Source organism: Pseudoalteromonas phenolica, assembly GCF_005886345.1.
Classification (GTDB): domain Bacteria; phylum Pseudomonadota; class Gammaproteobacteria; order Enterobacterales; family Alteromonadaceae; genus Pseudoalteromonas; species Pseudoalteromonas phenolica_A.
Window position 1 is genome coordinate 235,141 of sequence record NZ_PNEC01000021.1, and the last position, 16,192, is coordinate 251,332.

At 40.1% G+C, this 16,192-nt stretch carries 14 protein-coding genes and 1 tRNA gene; 1 reads left to right on the forward strand and 14 read right to left on the reverse strand.

All coding sequences use genetic code 11. The features are described from left to right. Positions 1–12: 12 nt before the first annotated feature. The 14 genes from CWB72_RS10765 to CWB72_RS10830 form a co-directional block, all read right to left on the reverse strand. Positions 13–2,520 (reverse strand): TonB-dependent receptor, encoded by a 2,508-nt coding sequence (locus tag CWB72_RS10765; RefSeq protein ID WP_171037274.1) that lies wholly within the window; start codon positions 2,518–2,520, stop codon positions 13–15. 154 nt (positions 2,521–2,674) lie between these two features. Then, entirely contained in the window at positions 2,675–3,748 is a 1,074-nt protein-coding gene (locus CWB72_RS10770) for a DUF6136 family protein (RefSeq protein ID WP_138631277.1), read from the reverse strand. A gap of 5 nt (positions 3,749–3,753) precedes the next feature. Next, positions 3,754–4,338, reverse strand: a complete 585-nt coding sequence (locus tag CWB72_RS10775; protein ID WP_138631279.1) for an ABC transporter ATP-binding protein — start codon at positions 4,336–4,338, stop codon at positions 3,754–3,756. Between the two features lie 75 nt (positions 4,339–4,413). Continuing rightward, positions 4,414–4,488, reverse strand: a tRNA-Arg gene (locus CWB72_RS10780). Positions 4,489–4,583: 95 nt separating this feature from the next. Beyond that, positions 4,584–5,246, reverse strand: a complete 663-nt coding sequence (locus tag CWB72_RS10785; protein ID WP_138631281.1) for a FlgO family outer membrane protein — start codon at positions 5,244–5,246, stop codon at positions 4,584–4,586. 9 nt (positions 5,247–5,255) lie between these two features. Continuing rightward, complete coding sequence (locus CWB72_RS10790; protein WP_138631283.1) at positions 5,256–5,930, reverse strand: FlgO family outer membrane protein; 675 nt, start codon at positions 5,928–5,930, stop codon at positions 5,256–5,258. Between the two features lie 13 nt (positions 5,931–5,943). Further along, entirely contained in the window at positions 5,944–6,567 is a 624-nt protein-coding gene (locus CWB72_RS10795) for a FlgO family outer membrane protein (protein WP_130254498.1), read from the reverse strand. Positions 6,568–6,784: 217 nt separating this feature from the next. Continuing rightward, positions 6,785–7,636: a thymidylate synthase gene (locus CWB72_RS10800; RefSeq protein ID WP_138631285.1), complete on the reverse strand. Its 852-nt coding sequence runs from the start codon at positions 7,634–7,636 to the stop codon at positions 6,785–6,787. A gap of 45 nt (positions 7,637–7,681) precedes the next feature. After that, a complete protein-coding gene (gene lgt / locus CWB72_RS10805) occupies positions 7,682–8,470 on the reverse strand; it encodes a prolipoprotein diacylglyceryl transferase (protein ID WP_138631287.1) in 789 nt (262 codons plus the stop codon). Between the two features lie 9 nt (positions 8,471–8,479). Further along, complete coding sequence (locus CWB72_RS10810; RefSeq protein WP_138631289.1) at positions 8,480–9,292, reverse strand: sulfite exporter TauE/SafE family protein; 813 nt, start codon at positions 9,290–9,292, stop codon at positions 8,480–8,482. 85 nt (positions 9,293–9,377) lie between these two features. After that, the gene (gene ptsP / locus CWB72_RS10815; protein ID WP_138631291.1) at positions 9,378–11,651 is read right to left on the reverse strand and encodes a phosphoenolpyruvate--protein phosphotransferase; all 2,274 of its coding nucleotides are present in this window, start codon (positions 11,649–11,651) and stop codon (positions 9,378–9,380) included. 15 nt (positions 11,652–11,666) lie between these two features. Next, positions 11,667–12,194: an RNA pyrophosphohydrolase gene (gene rppH, locus CWB72_RS10820; protein WP_130254503.1), complete on the reverse strand. Its 528-nt coding sequence runs from the start codon at positions 12,192–12,194 to the stop codon at positions 11,667–11,669. 535 nt (positions 12,195–12,729) lie between these two features. Continuing rightward, positions 12,730–13,758: a methionine synthase gene (locus CWB72_RS10825; RefSeq protein WP_138631293.1), complete on the reverse strand. Its 1,029-nt coding sequence runs from the start codon at positions 13,756–13,758 to the stop codon at positions 12,730–12,732. A gap of 80 nt (positions 13,759–13,838) precedes the next feature. After that, on the reverse strand, positions 13,839–14,813 hold the full coding sequence (locus CWB72_RS10830) for a DUF1852 domain-containing protein (RefSeq protein WP_138631295.1): 975 nt from the start codon (positions 14,811–14,813) through the stop codon (positions 13,839–13,841). A 476-nt stretch (positions 14,814–15,289) separates the two neighbouring features. Between CWB72_RS10830 and CWB72_RS10835 the strand changes: the two genes are divergently transcribed. Then, positions 15,290–16,099, forward strand: coding sequence for a sulfite exporter TauE/SafE family protein (locus CWB72_RS10835; RefSeq protein ID WP_138631297.1), 810 nt, complete (start codon positions 15,290–15,292; stop codon positions 16,097–16,099). Positions 16,100–16,192 lie beyond the last annotated feature (93 nt).

Here is a 16,192-nt window from a genome sequence, read left to right on the forward strand (position 1 = left end):
TCGATAGTTTACTTAAAAGACGCCTCTAACACCCAGAGCGAAACTTCTGCCAGGTCGTGGCGCTAACTCTTTCAAGAACGAGCTATGTACTCGCGCTTCTGTGTCTGTCAGGTTGTGACCTTTTGCATAGAAAGTAACTTCATGCTCACCAACTGGCAAATGGTAGGCAATAGACGCATCAACCATAGTGTATCCATCTGTGGCTGTCTCAAGGTAGGCGATCTTATCTTGCTTTTGATAGCGAATAACGTCTAGGTTTGCACTGAATTGACCTGTCTGATAGTTAAATTTAGTGCCAAAACGCAGTGGTGGGATCATAGGTAAATCACCACCTTTATCTAAACTCGCATTCACATAATCAGTGAAGAACTCAGTTTTTAGCTCGCTCGTTACTTGCCAAGCAAATTGTGCTTCGAAACCATATAAGGTGACATCATCTGTTTTGAATACATATACAGGTAATTCATCAGAATGTTCATCATGACCTTCATGATCGCCATGGTCGTGTTCACCATGTTCACCATGTTCACCATGTTCACCATGTTCACCATGTTCACCATGTTCACCATGTTCACCATGTTCACCATGTTCACCATGTTCACCATGTTCACCATGTTCACCGTGATCATGATGTTCATGACCGCTTGGCGCAAAAAATTCTGTCGGTGTCTGATAATAGTAATTATCAACTTTGTTAAAGAACACATTGACTACAACACCAAAATCTCCCTCAAGCTTTCTAAAAGTTAGATCGATGTTGTTCGCCGTTTCTAGCTCAACACTCTGTTTTGTATCAAAATCAAAGTGCACATTTTCTGTTTCGTGCAAATCAAACATTGCACCAACTTCAAAAGTACGAGTGCCGATGTGAGGCCCAAATGAGAATAGTTCAGCAGCTGAAGGTGCACGTTGAGAGCGAGAAACCGATACACCTAAGTTATACCCCGGCGTAAAGTCCCACACTAAGCCTGCAGACAGGCTAACAGGATTAAACTCTTGATCGACTGCGAAAACGCGACCCTCGGCGCCATGGTCGTCATGGTCGTCATGGTCGCCATGGTCATGGTCATGGTCATGGTCATGGTCATCATGCATATGTAGCTCGACTTCAGGCAACACTACTTTTGGTGCATCAATAGTTACACGCTCAACTCGTGCTCCTAGCTGTAATAAAACATCGTCAAAATGACGCTCTTCCATCCAAGCAAATGCCAGAGTTTCAGTTTCTGAAGGCGGCGTAAATGCTTCAGCACCCTGCGCTGAAAAATCACTGCGCTTATAATGAAGACTAAAGCCACCTCGCCAGCCATTCATATCACGATGAAGTGCATCAAACTTTGCTTCAACTGTTTCATTAGCGAAAATAGTACCCACTACTCCATGCTCTATTTCAGCATGTTCATAATCTGTGTAAGCAACACGTGTGTGTAAGCTATCAATGAGGCTATCTGTAAATTGCAGCTCACTTAATAACTGGAACCGGTCTTGATCAAGTTCAGCAAACACAGGCACTTCTTCATCACCATGGCTATGTCCAGGAATGCCATATTCACGTTCTAGCTTACCAACAGATACACCCACATAACCATTATCTAGGATATAACTTGCACCTGCTGTAGCACCTTTTGATTCTTCGCCACTATTGGCAATTTTATCGCTGCCTTGCTCATCTGTTACTGGTACTTTGTAGTCATCTGACTCTCTATAAAAACCATCAAAATGCACAGCGATATTATCGCTACCAGCATTAATATTTACCGATGCTAGTTTCTGATTATCTACTGAGTCATGCTCTATAAGCCACTCGCCAGATTGCTCGATATCTCTTGGCACACGCTTATCAACAACATTGACAACACCACCTATTGCGCCACTACCGTAAAACAAGGTTGCAGGGCCTCGAAGCACTTCAATTTGCTCAGCTGTTGATGCTTCTGATGACACTGAGTGATCAGGGCCAACACGAGATGCATCACTGACATCTAAGCCATTTTGGGTAATTAAAACACGAGGGCCACTTAAGCCGCGGATAATTGGAGTACTTGCCACGCCAGCATGAAAGTTAGTATGTACACCCACCTCTTTGGCTAAACTGTCACCTAAAGTTGCTGACTGTTGATTACGCAGCGCATCGCCTGATAAAACACTCACAGGTGTTGCTGATTCCATATTTGACGCATGAAATGGGCTTGCAACTACATCAATAACTTCAATGGCTGAAGGCGTTAAAGATACTTTTATATCTTGAAGGCCTGACTCAGTTAAGTCGTAGCTCGAGTTAAAATGTGCAAAGCCAGAAGCTGCTGCATGTAATTCTACTTTTCCAGGTTTTATGTCAGCTAAAACAAATTCACCTTTTGAGTTAGTTTCAACAGTTTGCAAACTGCCCATAATAGAAACTTTAGCTTTAGCAACTGGTTGATTATTCTTATCTAAAACAGTGCCTGAAACTTGGTTTGCAATTGCAGTATAAGGAAGTGCCGCTGAAAGTAGCAACATTACGGGTGATAACTTAAACATCAGTGCCTCAAGAAGAATAGGTTTGAAATTGATACAATATAACATACCTAAAATACACTATTTATTGAGCTGCTAAAACCCGTTTTAAGAATTATTATTATTTAAAAACAATAAAGGCCCTTTCGGGCCTTAAAATCAATTGCATAAATTCATATTAGAAGATGACCATTAGCATGATGAAACTAATTGCCAATGAAGCCCAGACCACAGCTATAAATTGCGGCCTATTCTTACAAAATATCAGCACAAAAGGCGTGATCAATAAGCTCATCCACATACTCAAATGCGATGAGAAAAGGCTAAGCATAGGTAAAGTAAACATGCTCGATAGCGCAATCAAGTACATATACTGAGTTCGTTTTATTTGCGTGAACTGATTTAAACTCTTCCAAAATAGCTGATGCTCTCGAACATGCTGGTTCGTCTCTATAAATAAACTTGACCACCATAATTGGTTTATTAACGCACCACCTAATGCATACCAATGCACAAGATCAGAGCGCTCAGTCACTATGATAAAGACCGCCCAAAACACTAGACCACTCATAGTAAAGCGCCAAGTGAGTGACCAAATATTATCTTTGAAATAGCTCAGCCAAAACGACCAAGGTGTGATAGTTATGTGATAAGAAAAATTGAACCGTTTCGGTAAATAAAGTGAGAGTAATAGCAATGCATTTAACGCTAAAAAGAATGCCAAAGTTGATTCAAAAACGAATAGGCCAGAAAATGCGAGCATACTTGCCCAGATGACTGCTGCAGGTCTATACATTAATATAAGCGCAAAGCTAAGCTGAGTAAAGGCAAATGCAATATAATGTGGTGCACGGCTTAGCTTGTCTGCCCCCATTGATATCATTAAGAACACACTCAAGCCAAACAAAAGGTGGCACATCATTAAAGCTTTAATATCACTCAGTATTTGCGGTAACTTATTTTTGAGTAATGTAGTATGAAAACTGCGATGTTTTAGGTCTAAAATCGCAGGTTTTAATACCGTAAGTAACAAGGACTGAAAAATTAAGTATGCCAAACCGACTTGCATGCTGATCACTGCACTGCTGCTTTGTACAATTTTACCTAAGCCAAAAAATAAGCCCGCAATAAGCCCTGGTAAAAAAATATAAAACATCGTCATGAGCATAAGCACAAACTGCTGAAGCTGTTTAAATAACTCATTTATGGCAAGACTAAATGCCTGATGACGGTAAGAAAAGTAATGCTTCATAACGCTTACTCTGCAAACAAAGGCTGCTTATCAAAGCCAATTTCAACGAAGGGTTCTGGCTCATGACAACTAATTAATAATTGCCCTTTATACTGCTCAATCCAAGCAAGTAGCGCTTTTACACTCTCAGCATCAAGCGCTGCGCTCGGCTCATCTAAAATTAAATAATGACAGTGACGCATTATGGCATTAATTAATTGCAGTTTCTTTTGATTACCCGATGACAACTCACCCACTTTAGTATCGAGAAACTGCTTGAAGTGTAACATTTCACAAAGCGTATCCGGCCATTCACATTGCCAACTAGATTGTGTGAGCGTCAATATTTGTTTCGCTGTTAAAAAGTTAGGAAAAGGGATTTTATCTGAGGCAATAGCAACCTGATTCTGTAATTGCGCAACCTTTTCGCCATCTAATAGTATGTCTCCACTGTAATGTGGGTCGAGGCCAGCAATAATGGTAAATAATGTTGTTTTCCCCAAGCCATTTTCGGCTTCAACACACAACTTATTTGCATTAAAAATGTTTGAGTAATTTTGAAAAACGATTTTATTTGCAAAGCTCTTGGTAAGATTTTTTACTTCAATCACACGGTACTCCTTTTTGAAGAGCATGACTGTAGCATATTTCGGGATAAAGGTACGGGAAGAATAAAAGAAGTTTACTGGCAGCCTCTACAGGAATCGAACCTGTAACTACCCCTTAGGAGGGGGTCGTTATATCCATTTAACTAAGAGGCCAAGCCATTGATATTTATCATATATAGCTAATCGCTCAGATTCAAGCCCACGGGGCTTACTAAACTAGAATTTAAGCGACGAGAATTCAATTTAAATTATCGCGAAGACACCAAAATATTTTCAGATCTTAGAACGTACCAAGGGATCATCTTACTTGATGTCGCGATGACTTTTTTACTTTCGAGCGACATAACTCGGGCATTCACAAGTACCCCTTTCTCACGATAAAGCATGGTGCCTGACAGCACGTATTCAGCATCATCAGAGTTAAACCTTGCTTTAGACTTTCGGCTAAATACATAATCACCCATACGAGAAATATGTCCACTATCCATTAGTTTAGTATCGACAACTTGATAGCCAAAGCGATGTAGTTGATGCATAAATGTCTCAGCAAGTTGGTTTCCTAACTGATCACTGGTTTGCAACGTGCCATCTAAACGAACAAATGAAGCCACTGCGAGTTCTGTCGATATATTTTGTGTTTCGTTAAGCAAATCAGATAGCTCAATGGCCATTTGCTCTACGTAATTATCGAGTTTTACAAAATGATTCATTGGCACATAGTCTGGCTTGGTTTGCTGCATTTCTTCGAGTTCAGGCTCAGGCTGCATTTGAACAGTTATCTCATCAATGGCCATTGACTGCTCATTCATCACAACGACTGATTGGCTCATGGTTGGCTGTCCCATTAATAAACTGCAGCCAGATAGCATAAGTGATGCAATTGGCACTGAAAGCAAAGTGAGAGATTTCATCATGGCCCCCTATCGTGCACTCGATTTCAACATAATACCGTCAGTGCGTTCGCTACTACCTAATGCATCTAATACGGCTTGAGGTATTAAACCTTGCGCTGAACCCACAACAGCTTTACTTTGCAAGCCAACCACACGGACATTTACTAATACACCGCCTTTATGATTGACTAGAGTGCCAGCCATCACGTACTGAAAGTTTTGCTCTTCATCTAGCTCTAGATAATCACGACTAAATACGAAATCGCCTTTTGGCGTCACGCGCATGTAGCCAGTTGTTTTGAAGTCAATCACAGGAATGCCGTATTGATAAAGTTCATGCATAAAGCTCTCTGAGATCTGGTTACCCAGTAACGTACCCTCGTCGTACTTATCATCCAAAAATACAAAACTGGCAACAGCCAACGGCGTATTTTGATTTACATATTTTAAGTTCGACGCTAAGTCTTGCATCATACCGCGAACATAATGGTTAATATTTTTCTTAGGACCATTGTGAGCACCAAACATTTGCTTTTGGTCTGGCGCTTCAGCTTGAAAGAACTGATTGGTATTTAAAGGTGATTGAATACTTCGCGTTATTTTTGTTGAATGAACTGTTTGTGCATTACTCTCTAAATTGTCTTGCATCATGGTGCAGCCAGTGAGTGAAAATGCTAATAATGTGGTTAACAGTGTTCTCATGTTCTGCTCCTAATTAATACTCTGATCGATATAACTTGTTATTACGCATTTGGATCTTTTCACTCGTCCACATGACATTAATAGGTACTTCTGTAAATGCCGCTGAAATAACCTGCCCATTTAACACATTTACCAACCTTGCATTGATCATATTTGCATGCTCTTGACGTGTAATTGTGCCTAGAATAACGTAGTCAATGTTTTGACGAGTTCGCAGTTTGCTTATATCTCGAGTTAACATGTCTTCGTGTTGGTCGCTTATCGTGATTGTGTCACTCATTCGGTGTTCCACAATACTGTATCCAAGCTGAGTCATTTGGGTCATTAAGCTTTCTTGGATCTGTTGACTCAGGCCACTGCTTTGCTGAGCGGCAGTTTCTTGCCCTAACTCAGTTGCTAATGTAAAACTCATTACCCCAATATGTGCATTTCTTAGCCTTCCTGCTTCACCTCGGTAAAGCTGCTGAGCTAGGTTTGCCGTGTAATTATGTAAAGGAAAACTAGACATTCCCTTTACTTCCATAGGAATTGAGCCTTCAACCCCCTTGGGTTTGGCTAAATCTTCTTCTCGCTTTACTTCATTCATTAATTGACAGCCACTCAGCATAGTGAGTAGAACTAAAATAAACAGGCGCATGTCAACTCCGCATCACTCTTTTCTATTAAAAAGCAAGAATCACGCCAAGCAAATTCAACACTTAAACTAATTAGTTAATTTATCGGACACACTCTAGATAACTTAAGGTAAAAATAAAAATTAAAGGAAGGGAACAGCTCGAATGTATTTAACAATGATCAAAGCAATATTGCCCCTATTCAATTAAAACTAAAAATAGGGGCCAATAGAGTATTCATTACACAGAGAAGGGGTAAGCAATGGGCTCATGATATTGATAACCTTCGACATTAAAATCATCGAGTGTGACCCAAGTTTCAATATCTTCTAACGTTTTGATCTCAGGATTAATATGTAATTTAGGCGAAGGGAAAGGCTCTCTTTTAAGCTGTACATCACGCATAAGTTCTAATTGATCTTCATAAATATGCGCGTTAACAATTTTGTGGTACGCCTTACCTGGTTTGTGTCCCGTGATCTGCGCCATCAATGCTAGCAAAGTAAACACTTGTATCTGATTAAAATTTTGACCCAGAGGCACATCACACGAACGTTGTGATGAAGTCAAATATAAAGTACCACCTAGTAAGGAAAACGTGTGAGTATGCATACATGGACGTAAACACCCCATTTCAAACTCACCTGGATTATAGAATGTTAAGATCTCACCTCGGTCATCAATGCCATTACGTAAATCGTTGTAAATTTTTCGTAATTGATCGAATTCTTGACCTTCTGAATTGCGCCAGTTGCGACCTTGTACTCCATAAACACGCCCCATATCATCTTCACCTTTACGGTGTGGGTTTTTCAACCAGGCTTCATTATCATTCGCATTGGCGTTCCAAGTATTGCATCCGATAGCGCGAAATTGAGCAGCACTATTATAACCACGAAGATACCCAAGTAATTCAGCTATGGCTGCTTTCCAATAGCTTTTTCTTGTTGTAACTAAAGGGAATTCATTTGCAGCCACGTTGTACTCTAAATCAGCATTAATGACTGATAAGCAACGTTTACCGGTTCTTTCATTTTCAACCCATACACCTTCATCAACGATGCGACGGCATAACTTTAAATACTGATCCATAAAATTACCTTAAATCTTAATCTTTAATCTTTAATCTGCAAGCATTTATTTTTGAGTGACTGGCTGGGTTTTATATGCCCAAAACATAATACCAAGGCCAGCGATGATCATTGGCATTGATAAGATTTGACCTTGTGAAATTAAGCCACCATATAAACCTATATGGGCATCAGGTTCACGGAAATATTCAATACAGAATCTAAAGAAGCCGTAACCAAATAAGAATAAGCCAGCAACACTACCAACAGGACGAGGCTTTTTGGCAAACCAAATTAACATAATAAATAATACCAAACCTTCAAAGAAAGCTTCATATAATTGCGATGGGTGGCGCGGTAAAGGACCGCCTGTTGGAAATACCATACCCCATGAAACATCCGTGGTTCGTCCCCACAGTTCGCCATTGATAAAGTTACCTATACGGCCTGCTAATAAACCAACTGGAACTAGTGGCACGACAAAATCGCCTACTGCAAAAGGCGAACGTTTAGTACGCCAAGCAAAAACAAATATGGCAGTAATCACACCTAAGGCACCACCATGGAATGACATTCCACCTTCCCAAATTTTAAATAAGTACAAAGGATTATCTAATAGGTAGGAGAATTGATAAAACAGTACATATCCGATACGACCGCCTAAGATCACACCTAGCATGCCATAGAATAATAGGTCACTGACTTCGTCTTTCGTCCAACCCGAGTTTGGTTTCTCTGCTTGACGATTAGCTAACCACATGGCAAATGCAAAGCCGATCAGATACATCAAACCATACCAGCGAACACTTAACGGTCCTATTGAGAAAATAATGGGATCGATTTGTGGAAACTCCATAGCTTTTCCTTAATTAATTAACATGTTAGCAGCGATAACTAAAAGCAGCGCCGCAAAGATTTTTTTTATTGTTGAAACAGGCAAATATTGGGTTGATTTCGCACCAATGGGCGCCATAAACCAAGACGTCGAAACAATGCCTAGTAAAGCCGGTAAATAAACAAACCCAGCAAAACCTTGTGCCAATTCGAAATGTTTACTCCCTGCACTGATATAACCCAGTGACCCAAATAACGCGATCACGATACCACAAGCCGATGCACAGCCGATGGCTTTTTTCATATCCATAGAGAAAAAGGTTAGTAATGGAACGAGTAATGCCCCCCCTCCAATGCCTATCATCGCAGAAAGTCCGCCAGTAATACTGGTGAAAAACGTCAGTACAGGACCATTAGGTAATCTTCTTGAAGGGGCTGTTGCTGTTTTTCTGCTGCTATAGAGCATTTTCAATGCGATTAAAACCACACAGACAGAGAAAATAATTCTAACCACCGCTTCAGGAAGAAAAGAGGCCATAAAGCCGCTTATCAATGCGCCCAAGGCCACACCTGACATTATCCAAGGTGCAACTTGCCATGGTACGTTACCGTTTTTATGATGTGCCAAAGCTGAAGAGGTAGAGGTAAATAGAATAGAAGCCAAAGAAGTCGCAATCGCAGCAATAACAACCTGCTCTGCAGGTAATATATTAAATTGAAGTAGAATAGCACTTAAAACAGGCACAATGATCAGGCCACCACCTATCCCCAAAAGTCCAGCTAAAAAGCCAACACCACTGCCTAATACCGCACAGTAGAGGATAACCAACAACAAGTCACTCATGAACGCATTCTCTTATTATAATTCGCGCGCTATATTAACCGATTGAAAATAATTAAACACCTGCAAATACTTCGAAGATTTTAACTTAGTGTTTAGATTGATAAAGCAATTCACTAAATTCATTATCAATCATGAAACTCTTAAGTAATCGGTGCACTTGTTTCGTTGTCGATTGCTTCAAACACTCACTTAAAAGCTTTTCCATATCAGCAACTTTTAGGCGTCTTAATACCCACTTCACTTTACTCATTGTCGAAATGTTCATACTTAGACGGCGGTAGCCCATAGCTATCAATAAAATAGCACCTTCGGGTTCACCACCCAACTCGCCACATAAGCTAAAGGGCAGTTCTAAATTTTGACATTGCGATGCCACTTGGTTGAGAACACGAAGTACACTTGGGTGGAATGGGTCAAATAGATCAGCTACTTGGGCGTTATTTCTGTCAACGGCAAGCAAGTATTGGGTTAAATCATTACTACCGACCGAGCAAAAGTCGACTTTGTTAGCCCACTCAGGCAGTAAATAAATACTAGAAGGCACTTCAAGCATAACGCCAATTTCTGGTTTTTCGATTTGGATGAATTGATCAGCCCACTCTTCTTGTAATTCAAAGTAAGCTTGTTCGAGCAATTTGAGTGCTTCATCCACTTCTTCGGTATGACTCACCATAGGTAGCATAATTTTTAAGTTACCCAAGCCGGTATTCGCTTTTAACATGGCTTTAAGTTGATCTAACAACAGCTCAGGGTGATCTAGAGAAATCCGGATCCCACGCCAACCCAAAAATGGGTTTTCTTCTGTAAAATTGAAATAATCGAGTACTTTATCACCGCCAATGTCGAGGGTTCTCATTACCACGTTTTCTGGGTGATAACGAGTTAACACGGCTCTATACCATTGCTCTTGCTCAGCCTGCGTTGGAAACTGTCCTTTTTGCATAAACCAAGCTTCTGTTCGGTAAAGACCAACGCCATCACAGTATTTTGCTATTTCTTGCTCTGTCGATAAATCCAAACCTGCATTCAATAACAAGCTGATATGTTCACCATCTAGCGTGACTGCCTCTAGATGATGTTCAGCTTCAAATTTATCGTGTAGTTTACTTTCTTGAAGGTGTAGCTGTTTATATTCTTTTTTAAGCGCAGGCGTTGGCGAGATATACACTCGGCCCGCATAAGCATCTAGAATGATATCTTTGTTTTCGAATTGTAATAACGGAATATCTTCAATACCCCAAACAGCCGGAATACCCATTGCTCTGGTAAGTATAGAAGCGTGTGAGTTGGCAGAGCCATTCACACTGATCACCCCTTTTAAACTCTCTTTTGGCACTTCAGCCAACATGGTCGGTGTCAATGTGTGCGTAATTAAAATAGTATCTTTTGGATAGGATTTAACAGCTTGCTCTGTACTCATAAGGTGATGCAAAACACGTAACCCTATTTCTTTTACGTCTATTGCCCGCTCTTTTATGTAAGGGTCAGACATAGCATTAAATTGGCTCACCAAACTTTCAATGACATATTTTAATGCACTTTTTGCACTCCAGCCTTGCTCAAGCTGCGCTTCGACCTGTCGACCTAAGCTCCGGGCATCCAATAATTGCTGATACACTTCAAAAACCGCGACGGCTTCTTTAGGCATAGAATCACTAAATGTTGAAGCCATAATATGAAAATCTTGCCGTGTCGCAGAAACCGCTTGCGCAAAAAGCTTTTTCTGTTGCTCCACATTATCGCTTTTTTGCATATCTATGCTTTCAAAATCAAGCTTTGGGATCACAACAAAACCGCGTCCTAAAGCAATACCCGGAGAGCCCGAAACCCCTTTTAACACAGAGGTTTTTTTTACCGTTGTTTCAACAGACAAAATTGATTTTGCTTCGGTGTTAGCTAGTTGAGATGCTAATTGAGCAGATAAAGTGATTAGAAAAGATTCTTCGTCGTTGCTGAATGAACGCGCTTGCTTTTGCTGTACAACAATAACGCCAATAACTTTTCTTTGGTGAACAAGCGGCACCGATAAAAAAGCATTGTAGCCTTCTTCATGTACTTCAGGAGAGAGTTTGAATCTTGGGTGAGACTGAGCATGGGCGATATTGATAGGCTCTTCACGTTGCGCAACTAAACCAACCAAGCCCTCTGTAAAGCCAATTCTAAAATTACCGATTGCCTGAGGATTCAGTCCATCACTGGCCATCAAGATAAAGTTATCTTGGCTGTAATCAGCAAAATAAATAGAGCAGCACTCTGTAGCGAGTGCTTCTTTGACCATGGCGACAAAACGATTCAATGCTTCAGTTAATGTGGGCTGTTGCGCCACCGCTTCAACAATGGCTCGTAATGTCGCAAGCACAATCTTCTCCTTAATTTAACGGCGATGTCGCCAATGATTTTGCTCTTTTGGTGTATGTTCTTTTCTATTAAACGGCATTGCAAATGGCGCAAATTCTTTCATAACTCGACGGTATACATCACGTTTAAAAGAGACCACCTGACGAACCGGATACCAATAGCTCACCCAACGCCAATCATCAAACTCAGGATGGTGAGTATGTAATAAGTCTACATCTTCATCTTTACAGCGGAGTTTCAATAAAAACCACTTCTGCTTTTGGCCGATACAAACTGGACTCGAGTCTCTGCGAATAAGTCGCTTAGGAAGTTTATACCTGAGCCAATGTTTAGAACTTGCTACTATTTCAACATCTTCTGGCTTCAGCCCAACTTCTTCATGTAACTCGCGATACATTGTTTGCTCTGGGGTTTCACCATCGTCTACTCCACCTTGTGGAAATTGCCATGAGTGTTGTCCATAGCGTCGTGCCCAAAAAACCTGACCTTGATTATTACAGATCACAATTCCGACATTGGCACGAAATCCTTCGGCATCAATCACCTTAGTGCCTCATTTATTAAGTCGATATTTTTTGATTGTTCCATAACTTAGTGCCTACAGCAAATATAATTCCAGCTTTCTACCACCTTATCCACAGGTTAATCTTAAAGTTGAACAACTTTAAATTTTAATAAATTAAATCCACAAAAATACTGTATAAAACTCACTTTCTCCACAGATTCTGTGGATAATTATGTTTATATTACTGTATTTATCCAAAGGTACGAGCTAAAGCAACACAATAAGAAAAAAAAACACTCAAAAAAAATCTATATATTTCATGCGGGTAGAACAAACCACTGTATAAACAAGCGGTTTATTATTGAGCAAAAATCAAAAAAATAGCACTTTTAAAACCCTGCTCGCTTTTTAAACAAACATCTCATGTAAGTTAAAAATCAAACCTTTCAGTAAGTTGTTAGCATTATTTGGTGAGATAAAACAAGAGATTTGAGAGGTATGTTGGACTAGAAAGTTCAAAAAATTAAAAAACCTTTCTCACATAATAAGAAAGGTTTTATCTATTGATACTAATTTAAGTTTGTAATTCTTTTCGAACAATTTCGGCGCCTTTAGCAAGTGCTGCTAATTTGCCCCTTGCGACTTCTCTAGCAAGCGGCGCTAAACCACAATTTGTACTGGGGTAAAGTTTATCAGCGTCTACATAACGTAGCGCTTCACGTAATGTATTGGCCACTTCTTCAGGTGTCTCAATGGTGTTTGTTGCCACATCAATAGCCCCAACCATGACTTTTTTACCGCGGATCAAAGAAAGCAGTTCTATTGGCACTCGAGAGTTATGACATTCAAGAGATATAATATCTATGTTTGATTGCTGAAGCTTAGGGAATACCTCTTCATATTGACGCCACTCTGAACCCAGAGTTTTCTTCCAATCAGTGTTGGCTTTAATGCCATAGCCATAACAAATATGAACTGCCGTTTCACAGTTTAATCCTTCAATGGCACGTTCTAGACATTTAATGCCCCATTCATTTACTTCTTCAAAGAAAACATTAAAAGCAGGCTCATCAAACTGGATAATATCGACACCAGCCGCTTCTAGTTCTTTGGCCTCTTGGTTAAGGATCACAGCAAACTCCCAAGCCAATTGTTCTCGACTTTTGTAATGGTCATCAAATAAAGTATCAACCATGGTCATTGGACCTGGCAATGCCCATTTAATCGGCTTATCTGTTTGCGCACGTAAGAACTTTGCGTCTTCTACAAATACAGGTTTTTGACGTGAAACAGGCCCATAAACAGTCGGCACACTGGCATCATAACGGTCACGGATTTTAACTGTGCGGCGGTTTTCGAAATCAACACCATCAAGATGCTCAATAAAAGTCGTTACAAAGTGTTGTCTGGTTTGTTCACCATCACTGACAATGTCTAAACCAGTTTGATACTGCTCTTGTAATGACACACGTAATGCATCGTGTTTGCCATCGATTAATTCTTGTCCTGATAACTTCCATGGTGACCAAAGCACTTCTGGTTGTGCTAACCATGATGGTTTTGGCAAACTGCCTGCTGTTGATGTCGGTAATAATGTTTTCATTTTACTAATTCTTTTCTAGGGTTATTAAGCACTCGACCTTACCTATGTGTAAGGTCGTTATTTTTTAAGTAAATAAATAATTAAGCGAAGTTTGCCGACCACTGAGCCAGAATATTTTGGTAAGGCTTTATAAAATACTCTTCAGCAAACTTACCTTGCTCTTTAGCTAAGCGACTACGCTCTTCACGGTCATAGATGATTTGTGTCAGCGAGTGATCAAGGTTTTTTAAGTTTGGTTTATATACTTTACCCGCAAGCGCATTGGCGTTATAAATCTCTGGGCGATAGATCTTTTGGAACGTCTCCATCGTGCTAATGGTGCTTATAAGCTCTAGGTTACTATAGTCGTTTAATAAGTCACCAAAGAAGTAAAATGCAAAAGGCGCAACACTGTTTGGCGGCATAAAATAACGCACTTGCAAGCCCATCTTTTGGAAATATTGCTCTGTCAGTGACGACTCATTCGGTAAATATTCAAAACCTAGAACTGGATGCTGGTTTTCTGTTCGACGATAGGTTTTGTTATCTGATACTGATAAACAGATCACTGGTGGCTTTTTAAAGTTGTTTTTATAAGTCTGTGAATTTACAAAATACTGGAATAACTTACCGTGCAGATCGCCAAAGTCTTCAGGAATACTAAATTTCGACTTATCTTTATTGTGCTCTAAAAGCAGCACGCTAAAGTCGTAATCACGAACATATGACGAAAAGTTGTTGCCCACTATGCCTTCAATGCGCTCATTTGTTTGCTTATCTAAAATGTAGGTTTTCAGCACCTCAATCGACGGGAATGCTTCTTCACTACACGTAATATCCATATCTACTGACACAATTTCTAACTCAACAGCATAACGGTCAGCATTGGGATTATCCCAATGGGCTAGTGCATTAAAGCGGCTGTCGATCATGGTTAAGGCATTACGTAAGTTTGACTGACGACTTTCTCCACGGGCTAAGTTTGCAAAGTTAGTGGTGATACGTGTGTTTGTTGACGGCTTGTAATGTTCGTCCAGGCGCTGCGTTTTAATGCTGAAGTTAAAATCGTGACTCATGTACTTTGTACCCTTTTTTAATGAGATAAATAGTAAATTGCTGCTCCCTTCACTTACCTAGCCTTTACTGAATATCTAAGTAAATCATGTTTATCTTGTACAGACTTACTAAGGAATACTTAAATTCGTTTGGTCTTGCGTTCGGAGCACTAATAGTTATACGGATTCTATAACTTGAATAAAAACGGTTTAATTTCACCTAAAACATGAGTTTGATTCACGTTGCAGGAGTCATACTTACCAATGTTGAACAATGAAAAGCCAAATTATTTAGAAAACCAAAATAGAAATCTAGACGTCTAAAGCCGCTCTTCTCTTGTATCTATTTCTTTCATACAAAACGTGAGGATTTTTCAAAGCTTATCTCTCATTTAAGAAAAACAAGCCATTGAGATGTTGATATACTCGCGAGAAGTCTGGATGTCTATTTATCAATCACATCTAAGCAATGGTTAACTTTAATAAGAGAAAATGGAATGAGTGAATTAATACTATTGGTGTTGTACTGCGCATTACTTGGCAGTGTTGTGGGCTTTTTAGCGGGATTATTAGGTATTGGTGGCGGTTTAGTTATCGTGCCAATATTGAGTATTATCTTACTGCATTTTGAGGTGTTGCCTGTTGAGCAAGTGGTTGTTGCAGCCATTGCGACTTCTTTGGCTTCAATCTTGTTCACCTCGACTTCTTCGGCTATTGCACATCATAAAAGTGGTAACGTGCCATGGGAATTAGCTCCTTGGATCATGACTGGTGTCGCCCTTGGCGCCCTAATAAGCGGCTTTATGGCTGCACTTTTACCTGAACACATTGTCAGAATTGTATTTGCAGTGAGTGTTGTACTTATTGCACTAAAAATGTTTTTAAGCAGTAAAACCGATACGCCTAGTGAGCGCACTTTACCGAATAAAGGTGTATTAACCACGTTAACCACTATAACTGGTGGTCTCTCAGCCATGATAGGAATTGGCGGCGGTGCACTTTTAGTACCGTTGTTAAGCTTTTTCTCGGTCGATATGAAAAAGGCCATTGGCTGCGCCTCAGCTTGCGGTATCGTTATCGCTCTATTTGGCTCAATTGGTTATATCAGTTCAGGCAGTAGCCATTTTGCATTGACTGATGGCTTCGCCGGATTTGTGTATTTACCTGCACTGCTTGGTATTGTTTGCACGTCTTGGTTCACCGCGCCCTTAGGTGCCAAAGCAACACAACACCTACCCGTTACCACTATAAAGAAATTCTTTTCATTTTTGCTGGTCGCTATGGCTGCAAACATGATGCTGAATTAATTGTTCGCTACTAAGCAAAGTTCTTGTATCTCTACTTGGTAGCCGCCCACGCGCTCATTCGTTACAATATCGCTGATTTTGTAACGAGAGCTC

Bases quoted from the DNA above. Each gene is read 5' to 3' on its own strand.
- CWB72_RS10830 (WP_138631295.1), bottom strand. From the start codon at position 14,813: ATGAGTCACGATTTTAACTTCAGCATTAAAACGCAGCGCCTGGACGAA.
- CWB72_RS10795 (WP_130254498.1), bottom strand. From the start codon at position 6,567: ATGCGCCTGTTTATTTTAGTTCTACTCACTATGCTGAGTGGCTGTCAA.
- lgt (WP_138631287.1), bottom strand. From the start codon at position 8,470: ATGGAGTTTCCACAAATCGATCCCATTATTTTCTCAATAGGACCGTTA.
- CWB72_RS10800 (WP_138631285.1), bottom strand. From the start codon at position 7,636: ATGGATCAGTATTTAAAGTTATGCCGTCGCATCGTTGATGAAGGTGTA.
- CWB72_RS10810 (WP_138631289.1), bottom strand. From the start codon at position 9,292: ATGAGTGACTTGTTGTTGGTTATCCTCTACTGTGCGGTATTAGGCAGT.
- CWB72_RS10790 (WP_138631283.1), bottom strand. From the start codon at position 5,930: ATGAGAACACTGTTAACCACATTATTAGCATTTTCACTCACTGGCTGC.
- CWB72_RS10825 (WP_138631293.1), bottom strand. From the start codon at position 13,758: ATGAAAACATTATTACCGACATCAACAGCAGGCAGTTTGCCAAAACCA.
- CWB72_RS10785 (WP_138631281.1), bottom strand. From the start codon at position 5,246: ATGAAATCTCTCACTTTGCTTTCAGTGCCAATTGCATCACTTATGCTA.
- CWB72_RS10835 (WP_138631297.1), top strand. From the start codon at position 15,290: ATGAGTGAATTAATACTATTGGTGTTGTACTGCGCATTACTTGGCAGT.
- CWB72_RS10770 (WP_138631277.1), bottom strand. From the start codon at position 3,748: ATGAAGCATTACTTTTCTTACCGTCATCAGGCATTTAGTCTTGCCATA.
- CWB72_RS10765 (WP_171037274.1), bottom strand. From the start codon at position 2,520: ATGTTTAAGTTATCACCCGTAATGTTGCTACTTTCAGCGGCACTTCCT.